Source organism: Holdemanella sp., assembly GCF_056804935.1.
This window is the reverse complement of the sequence record NZ_DBMEXE010000011.1, coordinates 1-18,688: the sequence shown is the minus strand read 5'-3', so window position 1 is coordinate 18,688 and position 18,688 is coordinate 1. Positions and strand designations below refer to the sequence as shown.

16 protein-coding genes are annotated in these 18,688 nt (G+C 36.5%); 3 read left to right on the top strand and 13 right to left on the bottom strand.

The features are described 5' to 3' along the window. Positions 1-74: 74 nt before the first annotated feature. The 7 genes from ACZQCL_RS01280 to mraZ all read right to left on the bottom strand — a co-directional run bounded on the left by ACZQCL_RS01280 (position 75) and on the right by mraZ (position 7,390). Positions 75-638 carry a hypothetical protein gene (locus tag ACZQCL_RS01280; protein ID WP_482481625.1) on the bottom strand — a complete coding sequence of 188 codons (564 nt, stop codon included), beginning with the start codon at positions 636-638 and terminating at the stop codon, positions 75-77. After that, positions 623-1,945 (bottom strand): M18 family aminopeptidase, encoded by a 1,323-nt coding sequence (locus tag ACZQCL_RS01275; protein ID WP_270490877.1) that lies wholly within the window; start codon positions 1,943-1,945, stop codon positions 623-625. The genes ACZQCL_RS01280 and ACZQCL_RS01275 overlap by 16 nt, the downstream gene beginning before the upstream one ends. Before the next feature lie 53 nt (positions 1,946-1,998). After that, positions 1,999-3,417 (bottom strand): APC family permease, encoded by a 1,419-nt coding sequence (locus ACZQCL_RS01270; protein WP_118115017.1) that lies wholly within the window; start codon positions 3,415-3,417, stop codon positions 1,999-2,001. Positions 3,418-3,533: 116 nt separating this feature from the next. Beyond that, positions 3,534-5,726 (bottom strand): penicillin-binding protein, encoded by a 2,193-nt coding sequence (locus ACZQCL_RS01265; RefSeq protein ID WP_482481622.1) that lies wholly within the window; start codon positions 5,724-5,726, stop codon positions 3,534-3,536. An 18-nt stretch (positions 5,727-5,744) separates the two neighbouring features. Next, positions 5,745-6,020, bottom strand: a complete 276-nt coding sequence (locus ACZQCL_RS01260) for a hypothetical protein (protein ID WP_147346795.1) — start codon at positions 6,018-6,020, stop codon at positions 5,745-5,747. 5 nt (positions 6,021-6,025) lie between these two features. Then, positions 6,026-6,952 (bottom strand): 16S rRNA (cytosine(1402)-N(4))-methyltransferase RsmH, encoded by a 927-nt coding sequence (rsmH, locus tag ACZQCL_RS01255; protein WP_118115020.1) that lies wholly within the window; start codon positions 6,950-6,952, stop codon positions 6,026-6,028. Between the two features lie 6 nt (positions 6,953-6,958). Beyond that, a complete protein-coding gene (gene mraZ, locus ACZQCL_RS01250; protein WP_118115021.1) occupies positions 6,959-7,390 on the bottom strand; it encodes a division/cell wall cluster transcriptional repressor MraZ in 432 nt (143 codons plus the stop codon). A 228-nt stretch (positions 7,391-7,618) separates the two neighbouring features. Here mraZ and ACZQCL_RS01245 point away from each other — a divergent pair, with 228 nt between their 5' ends. Then, the gene (locus ACZQCL_RS01245; RefSeq protein ID WP_482481619.1) at positions 7,619-9,145 is read left to right on the top strand and encodes an L-lactate permease; all 1,527 of its coding nucleotides are present in this window, start codon (positions 7,619-7,621) and stop codon (positions 9,143-9,145) included. Positions 9,146-9,183: 38 nt separating this feature from the next. Here ACZQCL_RS01245 and ACZQCL_RS01240 read toward each other — a convergent pair whose 3' ends face one another. After that, positions 9,184-10,029 (bottom strand): DegV family protein, encoded by an 846-nt coding sequence (locus ACZQCL_RS01240; RefSeq protein WP_482481617.1) that lies wholly within the window; start codon positions 10,027-10,029, stop codon positions 9,184-9,186. A gap of 112 nt (positions 10,030-10,141) precedes the next feature. Here ACZQCL_RS01240 and ACZQCL_RS01235 point away from each other — a divergent pair, with 112 nt between their 5' ends. Next, entirely contained in the window at positions 10,142-10,630 is a 489-nt protein-coding gene (locus ACZQCL_RS01235) for a DUF1836 domain-containing protein (protein WP_118115024.1), read from the top strand. A 67-nt stretch (positions 10,631-10,697) separates the two neighbouring features. Here the strand turns inward: ACZQCL_RS01235 and ACZQCL_RS01230 are convergent, their stop codons facing one another. The 5 genes from ACZQCL_RS01230 to ACZQCL_RS01210 all read right to left on the bottom strand — a co-directional run bounded on the left by ACZQCL_RS01230 (position 10,698) and on the right by ACZQCL_RS01210 (position 17,035). After that, on the bottom strand, positions 10,698-11,759 hold the full coding sequence (locus tag ACZQCL_RS01230) for a branched-chain amino acid aminotransferase (RefSeq protein ID WP_118115025.1): 1,062 nt from the start codon (positions 11,757-11,759) through the stop codon (positions 10,698-10,700). A gap of 68 nt (positions 11,760-11,827) precedes the next feature. Continuing rightward, positions 11,828-13,117, bottom strand: coding sequence for a M17 family metallopeptidase (locus tag ACZQCL_RS01225; RefSeq protein ID WP_482481615.1), 1,290 nt, complete (start codon positions 13,115-13,117; stop codon positions 11,828-11,830). A gap of 2 nt (positions 13,118-13,119) precedes the next feature. Continuing rightward, positions 13,120-13,926: a pyrroline-5-carboxylate reductase gene (gene proC, locus ACZQCL_RS01220; RefSeq protein ID WP_482481613.1), complete on the bottom strand. Its 807-nt coding sequence runs from the start codon at positions 13,924-13,926 to the stop codon at positions 13,120-13,122. Positions 13,927-13,937: 11 nt separating this feature from the next. Beyond that, on the bottom strand, positions 13,938-15,896 hold the full coding sequence (gene nrdD, locus ACZQCL_RS01215; RefSeq protein ID WP_482481611.1) for an anaerobic ribonucleoside-triphosphate reductase: 1,959 nt from the start codon (positions 15,894-15,896) through the stop codon (positions 13,938-13,940). Continuing rightward, positions 15,893-17,035, bottom strand: a complete 1,143-nt coding sequence (locus tag ACZQCL_RS01210; RefSeq protein ID WP_482481609.1) for an anaerobic ribonucleoside-triphosphate reductase activating protein — start codon at positions 17,033-17,035, stop codon at positions 15,893-15,895. Before ACZQCL_RS01210 ends, nrdD begins: the two co-directional genes overlap by 4 nt. Positions 17,036-17,253: 218 nt before the next feature. Between ACZQCL_RS01210 and ACZQCL_RS01205 the strand changes: the two genes are divergently transcribed. Then, positions 17,254-18,561 (top strand): IS4 family transposase, encoded by a 1,308-nt coding sequence (locus ACZQCL_RS01205; protein ID WP_482481607.1) that lies wholly within the window; start codon positions 17,254-17,256, stop codon positions 18,559-18,561. Positions 18,562-18,688 lie beyond the last annotated feature (127 nt).

Genomic DNA, 18,688 nt, shown 5'->3' with positions numbered 1-18,688 from the left:
GTCTGAGCCCAATATCAGCTATAAAACGTTTTGGGGTATATGCCGCCCCTTAAATTCTTGGAGAGCAAATTCACCTAACCCCATCCAAATTTATTGCGCCCTAATTTTTGAAATGCCTTTTCCTTAAATCTTTTCTTACACAAATAATAATCCACCAATAAAATAATCAATGAAAAATCAACTTGTACAGGAAAGAACATTTTAAATAATATACATAAAATTAAAGATAAAACATCCAAATAGACAAAGTCACGAACTAAATCATACCGCTGAAGCGTTCGATACTTTGTACGTACATTGATCAATGAAAATACAAGTGCTGCACAGCCGACAATGGCATCCACACTAAAGTTCACAACATAACTTGAAAACAAGACCGCCTTTAAAAAGAACAAAGTCAATGTCACACTCATCACAAGCATCATGTTACAAATCTTTAGTTTTTCATCATCACGAACCACCATTTTTTCGGCATGTTTTTTAAACGTAGAACTCTTAGAAAACTGACGATACAAACGATCCACTTTCTTATCAAAATCATTTTCTTTTTTTGAATTCACTAGATTGATCATCAATTCCTTTTTCGCATCGATTAAATCCGACTTTTCTATTCTTTGAATGATTACTTCTCTAGACATACAGATTCAGCTTCTTCAATCTGCACATTTGTTTCATAGAATTCCTTCAATGCGACAATCGCATATTCAGTATCCTTAACACCTGCAGTTTCAAAACAAGAATGCATCGCAAGCTGAGCCAAACCAAAGTCTACCGCATGAACACTTACCTGCGTATTGGATAAGTTACCCAAAGTTGAACCACCCACTACATCACTACGATTCGCAAAGCTTTGTACTGGCACATTCACATTCTGACATACACCTGTAAATAAGGCACGACTAAATGCATCTGTTGTATATTTCTGGTTTGCACTTTCCTTAATGACAATACCACCATTCATTGTGACAAAGTTTACGGCATCTGTCTTTTCTGCATGATTTGGATGTAGAGCATGCGCATTATCACAACTTACTAAGAAAGTCTTCGCGATAGCCTGATAATATTCATCCTCCGTTTTTCCTAAACCCGCATTGATACGGTGTAATACATCTTTCAAGAATGTAGACATCGCACCCTGTTTTGTGTTTGAACCCACTTCTTCATTATCGAAGCAACAATATACATTGACACTCTTTTCATTTTCAGCCTCAATAAATGCCTTTAATGAAACGAATGCACATTGTAAGTCATCCAATTTAGGACTTGAAACGAATTCATTTTCCAATCCCCAAACTAAACCTTTTTGACGATTCACTAAGAATAAGTCTTTACCTAAGATATCTTCAGCCTTAACACCCAATTCATCCGCAACCATCTTGTCAAAAGCACCCTTCTTAAGGGCTCCACAAGAAAACATAGGGCACAAATCAATCTGACGATTATATTTATAACCATTATTGACCTCACGATTGAAGTGGATAGCCACATTTGGAATTATTAAGATATCTTTGTCGATATATAATAATTTGGATTCAATCTTAGAACCATTACGGACAAGTACACGACCCGCAACCGTTAATGGACGATCAAACCAAGTGTTGTCGATCATACCACCATAAGCTTCAACGTCTAAACGCAAATATTCATTGGGACCCGCAAGCTCAGGCACATTTTTAACTTTGTATGTCGGTGAATCCGAGTGACTTGCACACATTTGGAAATGATAAGAATCCATATCATTACCAACCTTAAACGCAATTAAACTGGAGTGGTTACGAATTGTATAATATTTTCCACCCGCTTTAACATCCCAAGCTTTAGACTCAGGAAGATACGTGAATCCAGCCTCATCTAAATATGTACGAATCGTTTTGATGGAATGAAACATACTAGGACTTGATTCAATAAATTGAATTAATTCATTTGAAATTTCGATTGTATTCATGATTAAACATCTCCTCGACTATAATTATCCACAAATAAGAAGAAAAGGCAAAATTAATTTTTTGCCTCTTTTTTCTTGATTGCTGGTAAAATCAATCCTAAAGCTGTTAATACAACTGGAGTGATAATATTTAAGACTGTAGTATACATATCCCCTGCTTTATACATACCAAGTAAGCAGCAAGCAGCCGTTAATATAAAGCACCAAGCACCAAATACGATTGCGACTGTGTTGTTGTTCACAAATTTATAGTCACGGTGGAAAATATCTGTTTTCTTACGCAACATCACATAAGCAAAGAATACCCACAAGTAACGCATTGGCATTGTTACTGAGTTTAACTGAGTCAACTGACGAAGTACTGTATCTGCATTTGGAACTAAAGCCTGAGCCAAGATGATTGCACCGGCAAGAATATCAACCATGATGATACCATTTGAATATGCACCTGCATCATTCTTGTGCAATAACTTAGTTGGGATATATTGACGAGCATCTTCGTTATCTAATAACATTCTCAAAGGCGCATCAATACTAATGACTAATGTAGAGAATTGTCCAATACAGTTACAAGCTGCATAAACAATCATCAATACGTTACCCATACCATAGTATTCACCTAATCTTTGGAATGCCCAATAAGAACCATTCGCATTGTATGAGTCAAAGTTAGCATCGATTACAGCTGGATCAAACATCATACCCATTGCGATTGTACCAAAAATAGCACAAATGATAACCATGATAGCCGCAAAAATCATACTCTTAGGGAATCCTCTACTAGGATCTTCAACTTTATTTACATAAGGTGAAATCTTTTCACATCCACCAACCGCAAATACTAAGATTGATAATGAACTGAAATATTTCCAGTCAAAAGTTGGAATCAAGTTTTTGAAACTGAAATCCATAGCTAAATATCCACCATTTGGATTGATAGCTGGAGCCGCGAACATCATTACGATATAAAGAATACTCATAACGAACATACTAGACCCAGCAATTGTAGCCATTTTCTTTAAAGGGTTTAAACCACGACTTGCGACATAACTAAATAGTAATAAAACAGCTAAAGTCGCAAACTGAACAGCTTTTGTGTTAAAAGATGCATAAGTTTCTGAGTTTTGGAAAATCATCCAGCTTAATGCTTTCAAACCACCAGAACCCTTAGAAGCAATGTACGTAATGTGACATGCCCAATACGTCCAACCTGCATAGTATGCAGCTTTAGGACCTGTTGTTTCGTGAATCCAAGAACTTACACCTCCACCTGAATTTTTGAATGCAGAACCAAGTTCACCTACCATTAATGCATAAGGAACGAAGTACAACGCAAACATCAAAATCCAAGAAAAGATAACTTGAATTCCGTTGAAGTACATAAATCCGTTTAATACGTTTCCAAAACCCCATAGAGTTGAAAAACACATAAACGCAAGTGTGTACCACTTCATTTTTTGTGAATCATTCATTTTACTCTCTCCTCTTTCACTCATAATTAATTTTACCCAACCCAAATGACATTTGTCAACTTGAAAACCAAATTCACCATTTTTTGTATGCCAAAGAAAAAAGAGCTTTCGCTCTTTTACTCTAAATTTACCTCAATTTTTGTGTCCGTAGAAATCGTTGTCCCCTCTTCTACATTTTGACTTGTTACCTTACCATAACCACTCGTCTTAATACTAATGCCCGTAAGTTGCCAGAAAACCGTTAAATCCTTCCTTGTCCAACCCGACATATTTGGCATTGTAATCTTATTTCCATTGGTCAACACAAAGACACGATCATTCGAATTGATAGTTACCGATGCATCAGGATATTGTTCAATCACACTTGAACCATCCCCAATCACTTCTAAATGTACCTTTTTATCTTTCATCTTCTCATGCGCATAATCAATCGTATGATTCACTAAACTAGGCATTTCATAACTTTCCCAAGCCTCATACGACTCTTGTGTATCATTTGTTGGTGTTGTTGAAATACCACATGTCTGCAACGTATCCCGCACAATCTTTTTAAAAGGTTCTGCCGAATACGATGTAATGTTTGGCGAAACCAAGCCATAATACACCATAATCTTTGGATCATTGGCTGGCGCTGCCGCCATAATACTTAAAGTATGATAATCCGAATCATACTTACCCAAATCCGTATTATAGATTTGACCTGTTCCTGTTTTCATCAAAAGATCCACACCATCCACTTTAAAGCGCGCACCACTCGCCCCATCATCCGTAACATGCGACATCAATTCCTGCACTTCTTTAGCCGTTGTACTAGTAATCGGTGTACCCACAGCTTTTTTCTTATACTTCTTCTCCACTTTACCCGTATCACTATCCACAATCGAATCAATCACATACGGACGTACCATCGTACCATCATTAAAAATAGCTGTATAGGCTTGGCACAACTGCAACACCGTAATTGAACTTGCCTGTCCAAATCCAGTCGATAAGTAATCTGTAGGAAGACCAATATTTTTAACACCCAAAGACTGATCCACATAGGGCGTATCCACTTTTTGAAAGAAGCCAAACGCATCCAAATACTTACTGTATTGCGAATAATTAATATAATTTGCCAATAACTCACAAATGGCTACGTTACTCGAATACGCTAAACCTTGATCAAACGAAATCGTACCAAAGTTTTCATCCAAGGCATCCGCAATATATGGATATGGTGAATTGGTTCCAATAGGCAAACGCGTAATCTTACCTGTATTTACATCGTAATCATACCAGAATTGATATGACACATACGTCTTATTGTATGGATACACATTGGTATCGATGGCTGTCGCATACGTAAATGGTTTCATAACAGATCCAGGCTCATACGTACTAGTGCTAATCGCATCTTGATAGCTTGGAATTTCCTTATGTTCATTTTGATCAAACGTAGGATAACTTGCCCAAGCCAAGACTTTACCCGTATCCACTTCCATCACAATGCACCATGCCGATTTGGCATTCTCATTTTCCATAGTCGAGCGCAATTGCGTTTCTACGGTTGACTGCAATTCCGAATCTAAAGTCAAAACGACATCCTTACCATTCTTCGCTTGTTCAATCACTTTTGTCGTACCCGGAAGCTTCGATCCATCCACTGTCTGTTGATATTGTTCTTTTCCGTTTTTTCCCTTTAATAACGCATTTAAAGAAAGCTCTAAACCTAGCTTACCCTCAATCGATTGTTTATCTTCATCATACGCCGCAAACCCAATTAAATTTGAAGAATATGGCGTAGCCGGATAATAACGAGATACCGCATCAATAAAGCCAATACCAGGAATCTTTAATTTTTTGATTTCTTTCATCAACGACTTTTTAATACGCTTCGTCCCCGAACCAAGTTCTGTCTGCGACTTACCCGCCTTTTTAGCCGACTTCATAATTTTGACTAACGACTTTTCATTGACATCCTCACCCAAAACACTCTTTAGTTTTTTAGCTGTTGATGAAATATTCTTGACATAATTGGGATTCCCATTGACATCCACAACCCCCTTATCCAAATAGGCAACGATAGTATATGCCTGTGTTTGTTGGGCTATCACCGTATGATTTCGATCATAGATTGTTCCACGCTTAGCTGTAACTGCTTTTTCCACAATACTTGACGCAATTCTTGGATCCAACGCACTTTTTTGGGACCATATATGCTTATGGCTCACCATAGTGAAAAGAACATTAGCTACTACTAATGTTCCAATTAATGTCATTCGACTAATCATTTTTAACAGTTCTCTATTACTTTTGCGAACTGACATTATACATCACCACTCCATCTAGTCATTCATTACATATATATTATTTTCATGATCAGAGACCTGATTGTCAAGCATTCCTAACAGTCTGCCCTTTTCCTGTAATGTATTGACTTCATTCTGGAGCTCTTCAACAGTTTGTTCTTTCTGTGCAATTTCATCACTCAATTGCGACTCTTCTACAGAAAGTGAAATATTCATTGAATTTACATATGTTTTTGATACGAAGTAGAAGACCGCAGACAACACAAATAAAGTTAAGACAAGTACTCTTGTTAATCTAAAACTTCTTTGCATATGCATCATCCTTTCTTCTCTATCCCTCTTAATTTGGCACTGTGTGCACGATTATTATTCTCTAATTCTTCACTACTTGCTAAAACCGGTTTTCGATTCACCAGCTGATATTCTAAATTTTCTGTCCCCACTTGTGGCAACCGCTTATTTACCTTTTTGGCAACGGCCACCTCTTTAAAAATCTCTTTCACAATTCGATCCTCTAAAGAATGAAATGTGATTACCGCCATAATTCCATGTGGCTTCAATAAAGTTAAGCCATCATGCAATACGGTTTCTAACTGCTCTAATTCATGATTTACTTCAATACGAATTGCCTGAAACGTCTGCTTTGCCGGATGCCCCTTCTTTCTTAATACCGCAGCTGGAAGGGCTGATTTAATCACATCCACCAATTCAAATGTAGTTTCAATTGGTGCATTTTCTCGAGCACTACAGATTTTATTGGCAATCTTTACCGCAAATGGCTCTTCACCATAACGTTTTAAAATACGAATCAAATCCTCTTTGTCATACGTATTTACTACTGCATAGGCATCTAATTCTTGTGACTGGTCCATACGCATATCTAGACGCGCATTCAAACGATAGCTAAACCCCCTTTGGCCATCATCAAATTGTGGACTCGATACACCTAGATCCATAAAGATTCCATCAACGAAATCAACACCACGCTTGGCAAGTTCACTCTTTAAATTCTCAAATGGAGAATGAATCAAAGTGAAATTATCCCCTATTGCTTGCAAACGAGGTGTACTTTCATCAATCGCATTTTGATCACAATCAAACGCATATAAATGTCCGCTTGTTAAACGTTTCAAGATTTCACTACTATGCCCCCCTCGACCTAGAGTGCAATCTACATAGATCCCATCTTCTTTTATTTGTAGCATGTCAATCGATTCATTCAATAATACACTAATATGTTCCATTCATTACTACCCCATAATTTCTGATAAGTGTTCCGCTGCTTCTTCAAAAGATGCACTTTGCTCTTCTTCCAAAGCTTCCCAACGATCTTTAGACCAAATTTCCAAATGGTTGGCGACACCTATAATCAAACATTCTTTTTCAAGACCAGCCAAGGCGATTAAAGAGGATGGAATTAAAATTCGCCCCTGACTATCCATTTCACATTCTGCTGCTTTAGACAACATCATACGCTGGTACATACGCGCATCTTTATTTGTCGAAGGCAAAGTTGATAGCTTTTGATACACTTGCTGCCACTGCTCTACCGTATATACATACAGGCATCCATCAAGTCCTCGGTTTACGACAACATGTTCACCTAGTTCCTCACGAAACTTAGCTGGCATAATCAATCGCCCCTTACGATCTATGTTATGCGCGTATTCCCCCATGAACATGTGTCTTCACCCCCACTCTATGACACAATATGCTACTTTGTACCACTATAATACATCATTTAACCTAAAAACGCCATAAAATAATCAAATTTGTTTTTGAATTTTTTGTTGACCACAAATATAACCCACAATCGTTACTTGCATACGCTTACATGCCTATTTTTAGCGTTTTTGTTTTGACAAACTATCTCACTTTGATATAATCAACACGCATAAGGGAGAGATGATATGAGTTTTCTATATTTTATTTTGGGGCTTTGTCCCATTTTGTGGCTAATATTTGCGCTAACCGTACTTGGATGGCCCACATATAAAGCGGCCTTTGGTTCTTTAATTATTTCTGTACTATTATCCGTTGCGATTTGGCAACAAAGTTTTCTAAATACAATGATGGCTGCTTGTGAAGGCTTCTTAATGGCACTATGGCCTATTATTGTTGTAATTATCGCAGCCGTATTTACTTATAACTTATCTTTACGAACTCGTGGTATGGAAATCATTAAACAAATGATTACTAGCGTTTCAAGCGACAAACGAATTCTTGTCTTACTTGTCGCATGGTGCTTTGGTGGATTTATGGAAGGTATGGCCGGCTTTGGTACTGCCATTGCCATTCCTGCAAGTATGCTTGTAGCTTTAGGCTTTGATCCATTGTTCTCTTGTTTAGTTTGTCTAATTGCCAACGGAGTTCCAACTCCATTTGGTTCCATTGGTATTCCAACGGTCACTTTGGCTAATTTAGTTGGTCTTGAAAATGCTCAGCTTGCATTTACACAAACCCTTCAATTAGCTCCATTTATGTTATTATGTCCATTCTTGATCGTTATGGTCACAGGAAAAGGATTTAAAGCATTAAAAGGCGTTACAGCACTTACTTTCGTTTCTGGATTAAGCTTTCTAATTCCACAAATGATTGTTGCAAAATTTGTAGGTTCTGAATTATGTGTTGTGGTAGGAAGCGTTTGTTCATTATTATGTACCATTCTTTTGGGTTCAAGAGTAAAACCAAATTCTGAATACGAAATGAAGTTAGAAGCACACGAAAAAATTACGGTTAAAAAGGCATTAACGGCCTGGTCACCATTTATTTTTATCTTTATCTTCTTATTATCGACTTCAAAATTAGTAGCTCCAATCCATACATACTTGTCACAATTCGCATCAACTGCCATTATTTATACAGGAGACAATCCTAGCACAATGACATTTACTTGGATCAACACACCAGGTGTATGGATCTTCTTATCAGCTATTTTGGGTGGCTTGATTCAAAAAGCTACATTTAGAGATTTCAAAGTGGTATTTATTGCCACAATCAAACAGATGTCGCAAACCATTATTACCATGCTATGTGTACTTGGATGTGCTAAAATCATGGGATATGCAGGTATGATTGCGAGTATCGCATCTTTCGCCATTGCGGTTACAGGAAGCTTCTATCCATTCTTTGCCCCATGGATCGGCTGTCTAGGAACATTTGTGACGGGTTCAGGTACAAGTTCAGGCGTATTATTTGGTGCCGTACAAGAAAGCGCAGCCCAAAGCTTGAATGCCAATCCATATTGGATTGTCGCACTAAACTCTTTGGGTGTGGCAGCCGGTAAAATGTTGTCACCACAATCTATCGCCATCGCATTAAGCAGTGTCGATAGACAAGGTCAAGATTCTAAATTATTATCCATGATCTTGCCTTATGGTGTTGGTTTTATCATCATCATGAGTTTTGTGGCTTACTTTGGTCAAATGGTATTCTAAGGTAAGAAATGAAAAAAAATATGGCTTAGGAAAATTTCCTAAGCCATTTTAATTGCCTGTACGGCAACGCATCCAGGTCCACCCTGCGTAATAAATGCAGGAGATAAAGGATAAATCACAACTTTTACACCTTCAAATGTTTCGTTGATTTTCTTTTCAAACATCATTGCCAAATCTTCATTAAAGGCATGTGAAATATAAAATGTATAATTGGAATCAAAACCATTATTTTTAAAATCTTCAACAACCATATTGACAGCCTTTTTATACGTACGACTCACGCCAAACTTATCTAAGCCTATGCCATCAACGCCTTTTTTCAAAATTGGAATCAATTTTAATGCACCACCCAATGTAGCAGCTAACCCTTTGATTCTTCCACCACGAACTAAGAATTGAAAATCAACAGGAACCAAATACGACTCTTCCTGCATACGACTTTGTACAATCATCTTTACGATATCCTTGGCACTTGCCCCATTATTTGCCATCTCTAAAGCCGTATCCACCATCAAACGATGTGGCCCACACAACGTCTGCGAATCTATGACATGTACTAAGTCGGGATTGTCACAAGAATCCTTTGCCATCATAGCCGTCTGGTACGTTCCACTTAAACCAGAAGCCATCGCAATATCAATCACTTCATCACCATTTTTAGAAAGTTCATTATATAAATCAATCTTTTCTCCAAGACTTGGCTGTGAAGTTTTAGGAATCTTGTGCTCTTCAATCATCGTTAATAATTGTGTACTTGTGATATCCTCAAAATCTCGATATGTTTGTGAATCCACAGAAATATTCAAAGGAACAATCGACAACCCTTTTTTCTTTGCCGATTCAATCGAATACAATGTCGATGAATCAGAAATAATATGAATCATTCTTTTTTTACCTCTCTTTAGATAAACAATAATATAGATGTCACAAGAAGTCAATACATCTAGTATTAATTTCTAGATTGTGTAACAATTTATTTTATGTTACAATCAAATCATGAAAAATTATACATTTCCAAAGTGGACCGAACTACCCGAAATTGACCTATATATGGACCAAGTGATCACCTACATCAATGAGAAATTAAAAGATACTTATTTCTATGATGAAAAGTTCATCACCAAAGCCATGATCAACAACTATGTCAAAACCGGTATTGTCCATCCACCCGTCAAAAAACACTACACAAAAAGTCATTTAGCCTACTTTTTAGTTTTAACCATCCTAAAAAGATGTTATTCCATGCAACAAATCACATCTTTACTTCATATTTATACTAATATGAAAGATTCAACCATCGAACAAGCCTATGACTTATTTATATCTCGATTTGAAGATTCATTAAATGACGTTTTTAAAAACAACCGAAATACAATCCTATTTGAAAACGCCAATTCCGAACAAGAATTAATGGATAATGTTATTCAATGCATCATCTATAAGATGCATACTGAATACACACTTAAAAGCTATGAAACAAAGTAGAGAAAGACCATCTCTACTTTATTTATACACGCAAAAAGGAAGATGTACATCGTACACCTTCCTTTAATTAGTCAACAACAACAGTCCATCCATAAGGATCTGCAATTGTACCCCATTGAATACCTGTTAATGTATCATATAACTTTTGTGTTAATTCACCCGTTTTAAAATCAGAAACAGTAACTTTATCACCTTTATAGTACAATTCTCCAATTGGACTAATTACGGCAGCTGTACCTGTTCCCCAAGCTTCTTGTAGCTTACCATTGTGACCTGCTTCCATCAATTCATCCACAGACAAATGTCTTTCTTCGATTTCATATCCCCAGTCTTTCAAGATATGTAAAATAGAATCACGAGTAACACCAGGAAGTACTGTACCTTCACATGGAGCTGTCACAATCTTATTATCAATTTCAAACATAACGTTCATTGAACCAACTTCTTCAATATATTTACGGTGAACTCCATCCAACCATAGAACTTGAGAATAACCTAATTCTTCAGCTTTTACTTGAGCAGCTAAACTACCTGCATAGTTTCCTCCACATTTAGTAAATCCTGTACCACCTTTAGTAGCACGAACATATTCATCTTCAACATAGATCTTAACTGGGTTCACGCCTTCTGCATAATAAGCACCAACAGGCGAACAAATAATCATAAATTTATAATGACTTGCCGCATGTACACCAATCGCAGCTTCAGTCGCAAACATAAATGGACGAATATATAAAGATTCACCCTCACCTGTTGGAATCCAGTCTTCTGAATACTTCACAATTGTTTTTACAGCATCTACAAACATATCTACAGGTAAAGTAGGCATACTCAAACGTTTATTGGAGTTCGCAAAACGCTTCGCATTCATTTCAGGTCTAAACAATTGAACCTTACCATCCTTAGTACGATAGGCCTTCATACCTTCAAATGTTTCCTGTGCATAGTGCAATACCATACTTGCTGGATCAAATTCTAATGGTCCATAAGGTACGACTCTGGCATCATGCCATTCTTGACCAGCATCCCAATCCATCACAAACATATAGTCTGTGTAATATTTACCAAAGCCTAAAGCTCCAGTTGGTTTTTCTTTTAAGTTTTTACTTTCTACAAATTGTACTTCCATAAATTTGTCCTCTTTTCTAAACACGTATGATAATACCACGTTCTGTAAATTATTTCAACACGTTACATTTATTTACATTCATTTTCAAGAAAATGAACAATTGTCTCAATCATAACACCTGTAGCCACTTCATCCTTATCACTCGTTCCTGCAATATCCAAGTGAATCCACTGAGTACCTTCCTCAATAAATTCTTCTAAGAAAGCCGCTGCTAGGCTTGCATTTCCACCCAAAGTCTTTGAATTGATAATATCCGCTACCTTAGAACACTTTAATTCTGAATGGAAATATTCATCTACAGGTAAACGCCAAATCTGTTCTTTTGTAGCTTTTGAAGCCCCTAAAAAAGGCAAATAGAAACTATCATCATTACTAAAGATTCCAGTATATGTACTACCTAAAGCACGTACACAAGCCCCCGTTAAAGTCGCCATATCAATGACGCGTGTAGCACCTAATTTTTGAGCCATTGTCAAGGCATCCGCCAAAATTAATCTTCCTTCGGCATCCGTATTTGTGACTTCAATTGTCTTACCACTTAAACTTGTGATCACATCCCCATCGACAAAGCCATGACCATTGATTTTATTTTCAGTAATTGGTAAAACACACACAATATTCTTTTCTATTTTTAATTCAGCAAGTAACTCCAATGCACAAAGCATATTGGCAGCCCCACACATATCATACTTCATACCATGCATATTTGACTTGATATTGTAGCCACCCGCGTCATATGTAAGACCCTTACCAACAAGTGCGGTATAGTCTTCGTCTTCCTTACCACCATCATAACGAATAACCACCATAAAACATGGTCTGTCGGAGCCTTGATTTACAGCTAAAAGAGCACCAGCACCAATTTCTTCTAAATCGTCTTGTGCTAATACTTCAATTTCCATACCATACTTTTCAGCCACCATCTTCGCTTCATCCACCAAATGATCTGGTGTTAAAAAGTTTGCGGGCATATCACTCATTTCACGCGCATGATTTACAATACGAGCTACTGTTTTACCTTTTTCAAATTCATCTTTAAAACCATCGCTCTCTAAATCATACACCTTCATCTCTTTATAACTATACGCTCCATACAAAAGTCCAAAACCAGCCGCATACGCCGTGTTTTCATTGACATATACTAAATAGTCATCCGCCTCTACTTTACTAAAAGCTTCCTTGATATTCTTTTTACCATCACCTAAACCAACGACTACGATTTTTTCACAATCCAATTGATTTAAAGTATAGATTGTAGTCACCTTACCAAACTCTAAATCAAGCTTTACATCTTTAAAAGCCGCTAAACTTTCCGGTAAAGTCTCTCCTTCAAACAATCCGATACAAATATTTTTCATATCTATTTTCCCTCCGTCATTTTCTTTGATTTTTCACCACAAATACGCATAGCCGATTCAACACTCGCTCTAAAGCCTGTTCTTTCAAGTTCACACACTGCATCAATCGTTGTTCCACCAGGTGAACAAACCATATCTTTTAAGGTACCTGGATGCATACCTGTTTCTAAGACCATCTTTGCACTTCCCAGTACGGCTTGTGCCGCAAATGTATACGCCTTATTTCGAGGTAAGCCTTGTGCCACAGCTGCATCTGCCATCGCTTCAATAAACATAAATACATAGGCAGGACTTGAACCACTTACACTGGTCACGGCATCCATCATGGTTTCTTCGACAACTTCACATTTGCCAAAACTATTAAAGATAGACTGAACACAAACTTTATCTTCTTCAGTAACCAAATCATCAAACGAAATGGCACTCATCGCAGATAATACCAATGCAGGCGTATTCGGCATTGCCTTAATCACCTTTATATCTTTGCCAAAGTATGTCTTCACATCTAAAATGGTTACACCTGCCGCAATATCCACAATAATCACATCGGATTTGACACTGTCCTTGATTGTTTCAATCAACTTTGGATAATGCTTTGGCTTCACACTCAACACCAATACATCACTATTTTGTGCTACTTCTATTTCACTTAAACTCGTTTTGACTCCATACTTTTCATGTAGTACATCTAAATTTTCCTGGTGATGATCACACACCCAAACTGTATTAAATATATGGTTCTGACAGATTCCTTCAATCATAGCTTTACCCATATTTCCAGCTCCAATAAAACCGATTGTTTCTCGCATAATCCCCCTCCTTAAATCGAATATGTCTTTCTTCTTGAAAACTCTTTTTGTTTGCCCTCATTCCAATCCTCTAAGTTTCGATAATATCCTGAAACACGAGAATAGATCTCGGTTGATTTCAAACATTTCGGACAAATATCTTGATGACCCAATAGATAGCCATGTTCTTCGCAAACCGAATATGTTGGCGTAATTGTGAATACAGGCACATCGTAGTTTTCATATATGGTCTTCACAAGTAGGGCAACCATTTTCCAATCCGCTATCCCATGATCAATGAAGACTGGAAATGAAGTGGCTCCACTATATTGATTTTGAAAATCTTGTTGTATATGTAAAGCTTCAAAGACATCATCCGTACTGGCGACGTCTAAATGCGTTGAATTCGTATAATATCCATGACTTTGAATTTCTGGATACAATTCCTTATCAATTTGGGCAAAATGCGTACATACACTTTCTGCTGGTGTAGCCTCTAAATTAACTTTTTGACTTTGATTTAAAAGTTTGTGATTTAAAAACTCTAACACTTCCATGGAAAATGCTTGTGCATTTGGATCCATCAAATCCTTCTTTAACCATTTTGCATTCAAACAAGCCTCATTCATACCCACAATACCTAAAGTACCATAGTAATCATTAAAATCCGATATATAGGCCTTGGTATATGGATATAAGCCGGCCTCCAACAATTGATTTAACACTTGTCGCTTGACTTCAAAAGAACGAAGGGCCACATCACTTAAATTATCTAAACGCTTAAAGAAATCTTCCTTACTACTTGAAAGATACGCTAAGCGCACTATGTTTAATGTCACAACCCCCATACTTCCACATAAAGGTTTATAGCCAAAATATCCTTCCACATCTTGTTTTTCTTTTGTCAAAAAATAAGGCGTTCCATATTTGGCACAAGCCTTAAACAACTCTTCTTCGTGCATCCAATCAAAATCTGGATTTAAGTAAAGGGCAATAATTGGAAATTGAAAACCACGACCTGAAATATCTCCCTTATTGATAACTTCAAATAAGGCATCATGAAGAATCTTCATTTCCTTTTGACAATCTCCATATGTAAAATCACATTCACACCCGGCTACAATTGCCTTTTTGTTTATAAATTCTTGCGGAATATTCCAATCCAAAGTAATCTGACTAAAAGGAGCTTGGGTACCCCACCTTGAAGGAATATTTATCCCATATATAAAGCTTTCTAGACAATCACTGACCATCTTGACAGATAGCTTGTCCTGATGAATAAAAGGTACGAGTAACGTATCAAAATGGGCTAAGGATTGGGCACTGGCCCATTCATTCTGCATGATTCCTAGAAAGTTGACCATCTGGTTACATAACGTCGATAAATGCTTGGCAGGAAGGGATGAAATCATCTTATTCACAGAAGGAAGTCCTTTTAAAATGAGATCTTCTAAAGACCAGCCTGCACTGCATCCTGTCAACATGTTGATATTATGAATATATAGATCCCCATTTTTATGTGCGTTGGTAATTTGGGCATCATACACTTCACTCAACCAATAATTCGAAGTGATCATACCTGAATTGGATAAGATCAAACCACCCACAGAATACGTTGCCATGGAGGTTTCATCTTCCAAAGAAATATTATCGTGTAAATACGAATTGACTAAATGAATATATTCATTGGCCGTCGATTGAATCTTACGTACATTTTCTCTTTGTTTACGATATAAAATATATGTCTTTGCGACCGGATAATAGCCAGATTCTGACAACGTTTTTTCAACACTATCCTGAATCATTTCTACACTAATGCGATTGTCTTTGATCTTCGTTTGAAAATCAGCCGTGGCTCTAAGTACCAGTAAGTTGATAATCGCATCGTCTTTTTCCATATGTAAAGAATCAAACGCTTTGGATATGGCCGAAAAGATTTTTGACGGATCAAAACCAACTATGGACCCATCTCTTTTTTCGACTTCGATCATGCTTGATCCCCCCTTATCTTTACATGTTTAACATACTTTTCGAATATCTTTTTATATTTAAAAACAACTTCAAAACTAGGTCGATGCAACGAATGATCAATGGTCGTTTCACTATCTTCAAATGGCTGTAAAATCACTGTATCCACGCCTTGGATCCATTGTCCTAATTCTTCTATCGTTGCTTGATTATGCAATTCATCCACCAAAGTTACACAAATGTCATATGGTACAGCCGATTGCTTCAACAAATCTAAAGACTTCTCAATATCCTTTAGATCCATATCCTCAACCCCACACGTTTTCGCATAGGCACTCGGCGCATTTTTGATATCTAGACTGACATGATCTACCAATTTTTGTGCAAGGATTGTTTTTAAACGTTCATAGAACATACCATTCGTATGAATCTTAATTTTATAGTTTAAAGTCTTGGCATACTGTAGAAAGGAAACAACCCCCTCATGCATCAAAGGCTCTCCTCCCGATATATAAATGCCATCTAAATCTTTGCGATGACTCTCTAAATATTCATTGATTTTTTCCGTAACGATCGGATACATGTTTTCTTTTAAATACACCAAATCTCTTGAATGACAATACGGACACTTTAAATTACATCCCCCTGTATATAAAGAACAACTCAAATGTGAATCATAATCCGATAAAGATAATTTTTTTAATTTATAAAACTGCAGATTGGTCTGCTCCAAATCTGCATAGCTTCTGGCATGATTGGATAAAGTCTGATAAAACGTAGAAAAAACTTCAATCTGCTCTGCCGTTAGATCTTGTGTAATGTGATGCCACCAGTCTCTACGAATCCCATAGATTTCAGATATATGTTTTTTGGTGAGTGCCGTCGTATATAATTCTTTAACACGCTTATCTTTGGCACTTGTTAAGATGGAAACATAACCAAACGTATTCAATTTTTGAACATTTTTTGTGACCGTACCCTTGTCGTATCCACCAACCTGTACAATTTGTTGGAGGGAAATACCTTCATTCTCATAGATTTCAATCAAGATGGGAAGCTGGGCATAACTCAAATTCAAATCTTGCAGCATCTTATCATAATATTTCTGTGTACTTCGATAGAGGATACTTGAATCCATCAATAAATCATTTTGTTTTTCCATACAAGTATTATAAGGTATTTTCATAAAGAAAAAAAGGACCGAAGTCCCAATGTCATTAAGTTAAGAAATGACATCTTTTAAGAGGAACACAAAAAATGTGCTCCTTTTTTTATAGAAAATTTGAATTTTTTTGTTGACATACAGATTGAAATGTGTGGCCTATTATCATTTCTGATAATAGGCCAATTGTTTATAGGTATATGTTTTTGGAGGTACTTATGAACAATTATAAATCGTTAAAAAAGCAGTTGAAATTCTGCATCAAAACTATGAATGATTCTTCTTCTCTATTTGTTGTCGATTCAAATAAGGATTTTACACGGAAAAGAAAACATCTTTTTGGAAGTACTCTTTTCAATGTGCTTTTATTAGAGTCTGGATCTTTAAAAGATGAAATGTTTAAATTGTTTGGATATAAACTTGATACACCTACAGCTTCTTCATTTGTACAAGCACGTAGTAAGATTCGCCCTGATGCATTCCATACATTATTCAATATGTTCAATGAACGAACACAGAGAATCAAGCTTCACAAAGGTTATCGACTTCTTGCTGTTGATGGTTCTGTTCTGCCTATCAGCAGTGCTATCAAAGATAGTAAAACCACTTTCTATAAAGCTAATAATTCGAATAAGCCTTTCTCCGCCTATCACCTGAATACAAGCTACGATCTATTGGAATGCACTTATGATGATATTGTTCTTCAAGGAAATGCTGTGATGAATGAAAATGGCGCATTCAATGAAATAGTGGATAGATATGGTGGTCCTAAAGCTATTTTCATCGCGGACAGAGGCTATGAATCTATCAATTCTTTTGTGAAAGTAGGTATGAAGAACCATAAGTATTTGATCAGGGTAAAGGATATTCATTCTAGAACAAGCGTACTGCGTAGTTTTGGTCCTTTTCCAAATGCAGAATTTGATATGCATGTTCGCCGTACCCTAACTATTAAACAAACGAATGAAATTAAAGCTCATCCTGAAATATATAAGTTTGTCCCTAAGAATCAGAGATTTGATTTTTTTGACGGAAGCCCTTATTTTGATTTTGAATGTCGTGTGGTACGTTTCAAAATTAGTGATGATACCTACGAAAGTATTATTACAAATTTAGATGAATCCGAATTCAATATACAAGATATTAAAGAACTGTACCACCTTCGTTGGGAGATTGAAACAAGTTATCGTGAATTGAAATATCATCTAGATTTAAATACATTGCATTCAAAGAAAAGAATGTTTATAGAGCAGGAAATCTATGCAAAGCTGGTTCTATATAATTTCTGCAGCAGAGTAAGTAATAATATAAAAATCAAAGAAAAAGACAGAAAATACGAGTATCAATTAAATTATGTACGTGCTTTTCATATAATACGTAACTACCTAAAAGAAAAAGGTGGAAAGAATCCACCTGATATTGAATCACTGATAGCTAAAGAAATACTGCCAATCCGTCCTAATCGCCAGAATGAACGGAAAATGAAAGCCAAATCACCGGTATCTTTTAACTATCGATATGATTAACAACTAATATTATATAATTTTTAAAATGTAGTAGCAATACTACAATTTTCGTCGTGCCTTCAAATAAAAATACCATCCAGAAAATAGTATCTGGATGGTTCGTCATCTCTTAACTTAATGACATTGA

Coding starts and splice junctions, on each gene's coding strand:
- ACZQCL_RS01280 (WP_482481625.1), bottom strand. CDS start 638: ATGTCTAGAGAAGTAATCATTCAAAGAATAGAAAAGTCGGATTTAATC.
- ACZQCL_RS01275 (WP_270490877.1), bottom strand. CDS start 1,945: ATGAATACAATCGAAATTTCAAATGAATTAATTCAATTTATTGAATCA.
- ACZQCL_RS01270 (WP_118115017.1), bottom strand. CDS start 3,417: ATGAATGATTCACAAAAAATGAAGTGGTACACACTTGCGTTTATGTGT.
- ACZQCL_RS01265 (WP_482481622.1), bottom strand. CDS start 5,726: ATGTCAGTTCGCAAAAGTAATAGAGAACTGTTAAAAATGATTAGTCGA.
- ACZQCL_RS01260 (WP_147346795.1), bottom strand. CDS start 6,020: ATGCAAAGAAGTTTTAGATTAACAAGAGTACTTGTCTTAACTTTATTT.
- rsmH (WP_118115020.1), bottom strand. CDS start 6,952: ATGGAACATATTAGTGTATTATTGAATGAATCGATTGACATGCTACAA.
- mraZ (WP_118115021.1), bottom strand. CDS start 7,390: ATGTTCATGGGGGAATACGCGCATAACATAGATCGTAAGGGGCGATTG.
- ACZQCL_RS01245 (WP_482481619.1), top strand. CDS start 7,619: ATGAGTTTTCTATATTTTATTTTGGGGCTTTGTCCCATTTTGTGGCTA.
- ACZQCL_RS01240 (WP_482481617.1), bottom strand. CDS start 10,029: ATGATTCATATTATTTCTGATTCATCGACATTGTATTCGATTGAATCG.
- ACZQCL_RS01235 (WP_118115024.1), top strand. CDS start 10,142: ATGAAAAATTATACATTTCCAAAGTGGACCGAACTACCCGAAATTGAC.
- ACZQCL_RS01230 (WP_118115025.1), bottom strand. CDS start 11,759: ATGGAAGTACAATTTGTAGAAAGTAAAAACTTAAAAGAAAAACCAACT.
- ACZQCL_RS01225 (WP_482481615.1), bottom strand. CDS start 13,117: ATGAAAAATATTTGTATCGGATTGTTTGAAGGAGAGACTTTACCGGAA.
- proC (WP_482481613.1), bottom strand. CDS start 13,926: ATGCGAGAAACAATCGGTTTTATTGGAGCTGGAAATATGGGTAAAGCT.
- nrdD (WP_482481611.1), bottom strand. CDS start 15,896: ATGATCGAAGTCGAAAAAAGAGATGGGTCCATAGTTGGTTTTGATCCG.
- ACZQCL_RS01210 (WP_482481609.1), bottom strand. CDS start 17,035: ATGGAAAAACAAAATGATTTATTGATGGATTCAAGTATCCTCTATCGA.
- ACZQCL_RS01205 (WP_482481607.1), top strand. CDS start 17,254: ATGAACAATTATAAATCGTTAAAAAAGCAGTTGAAATTCTGCATCAAA.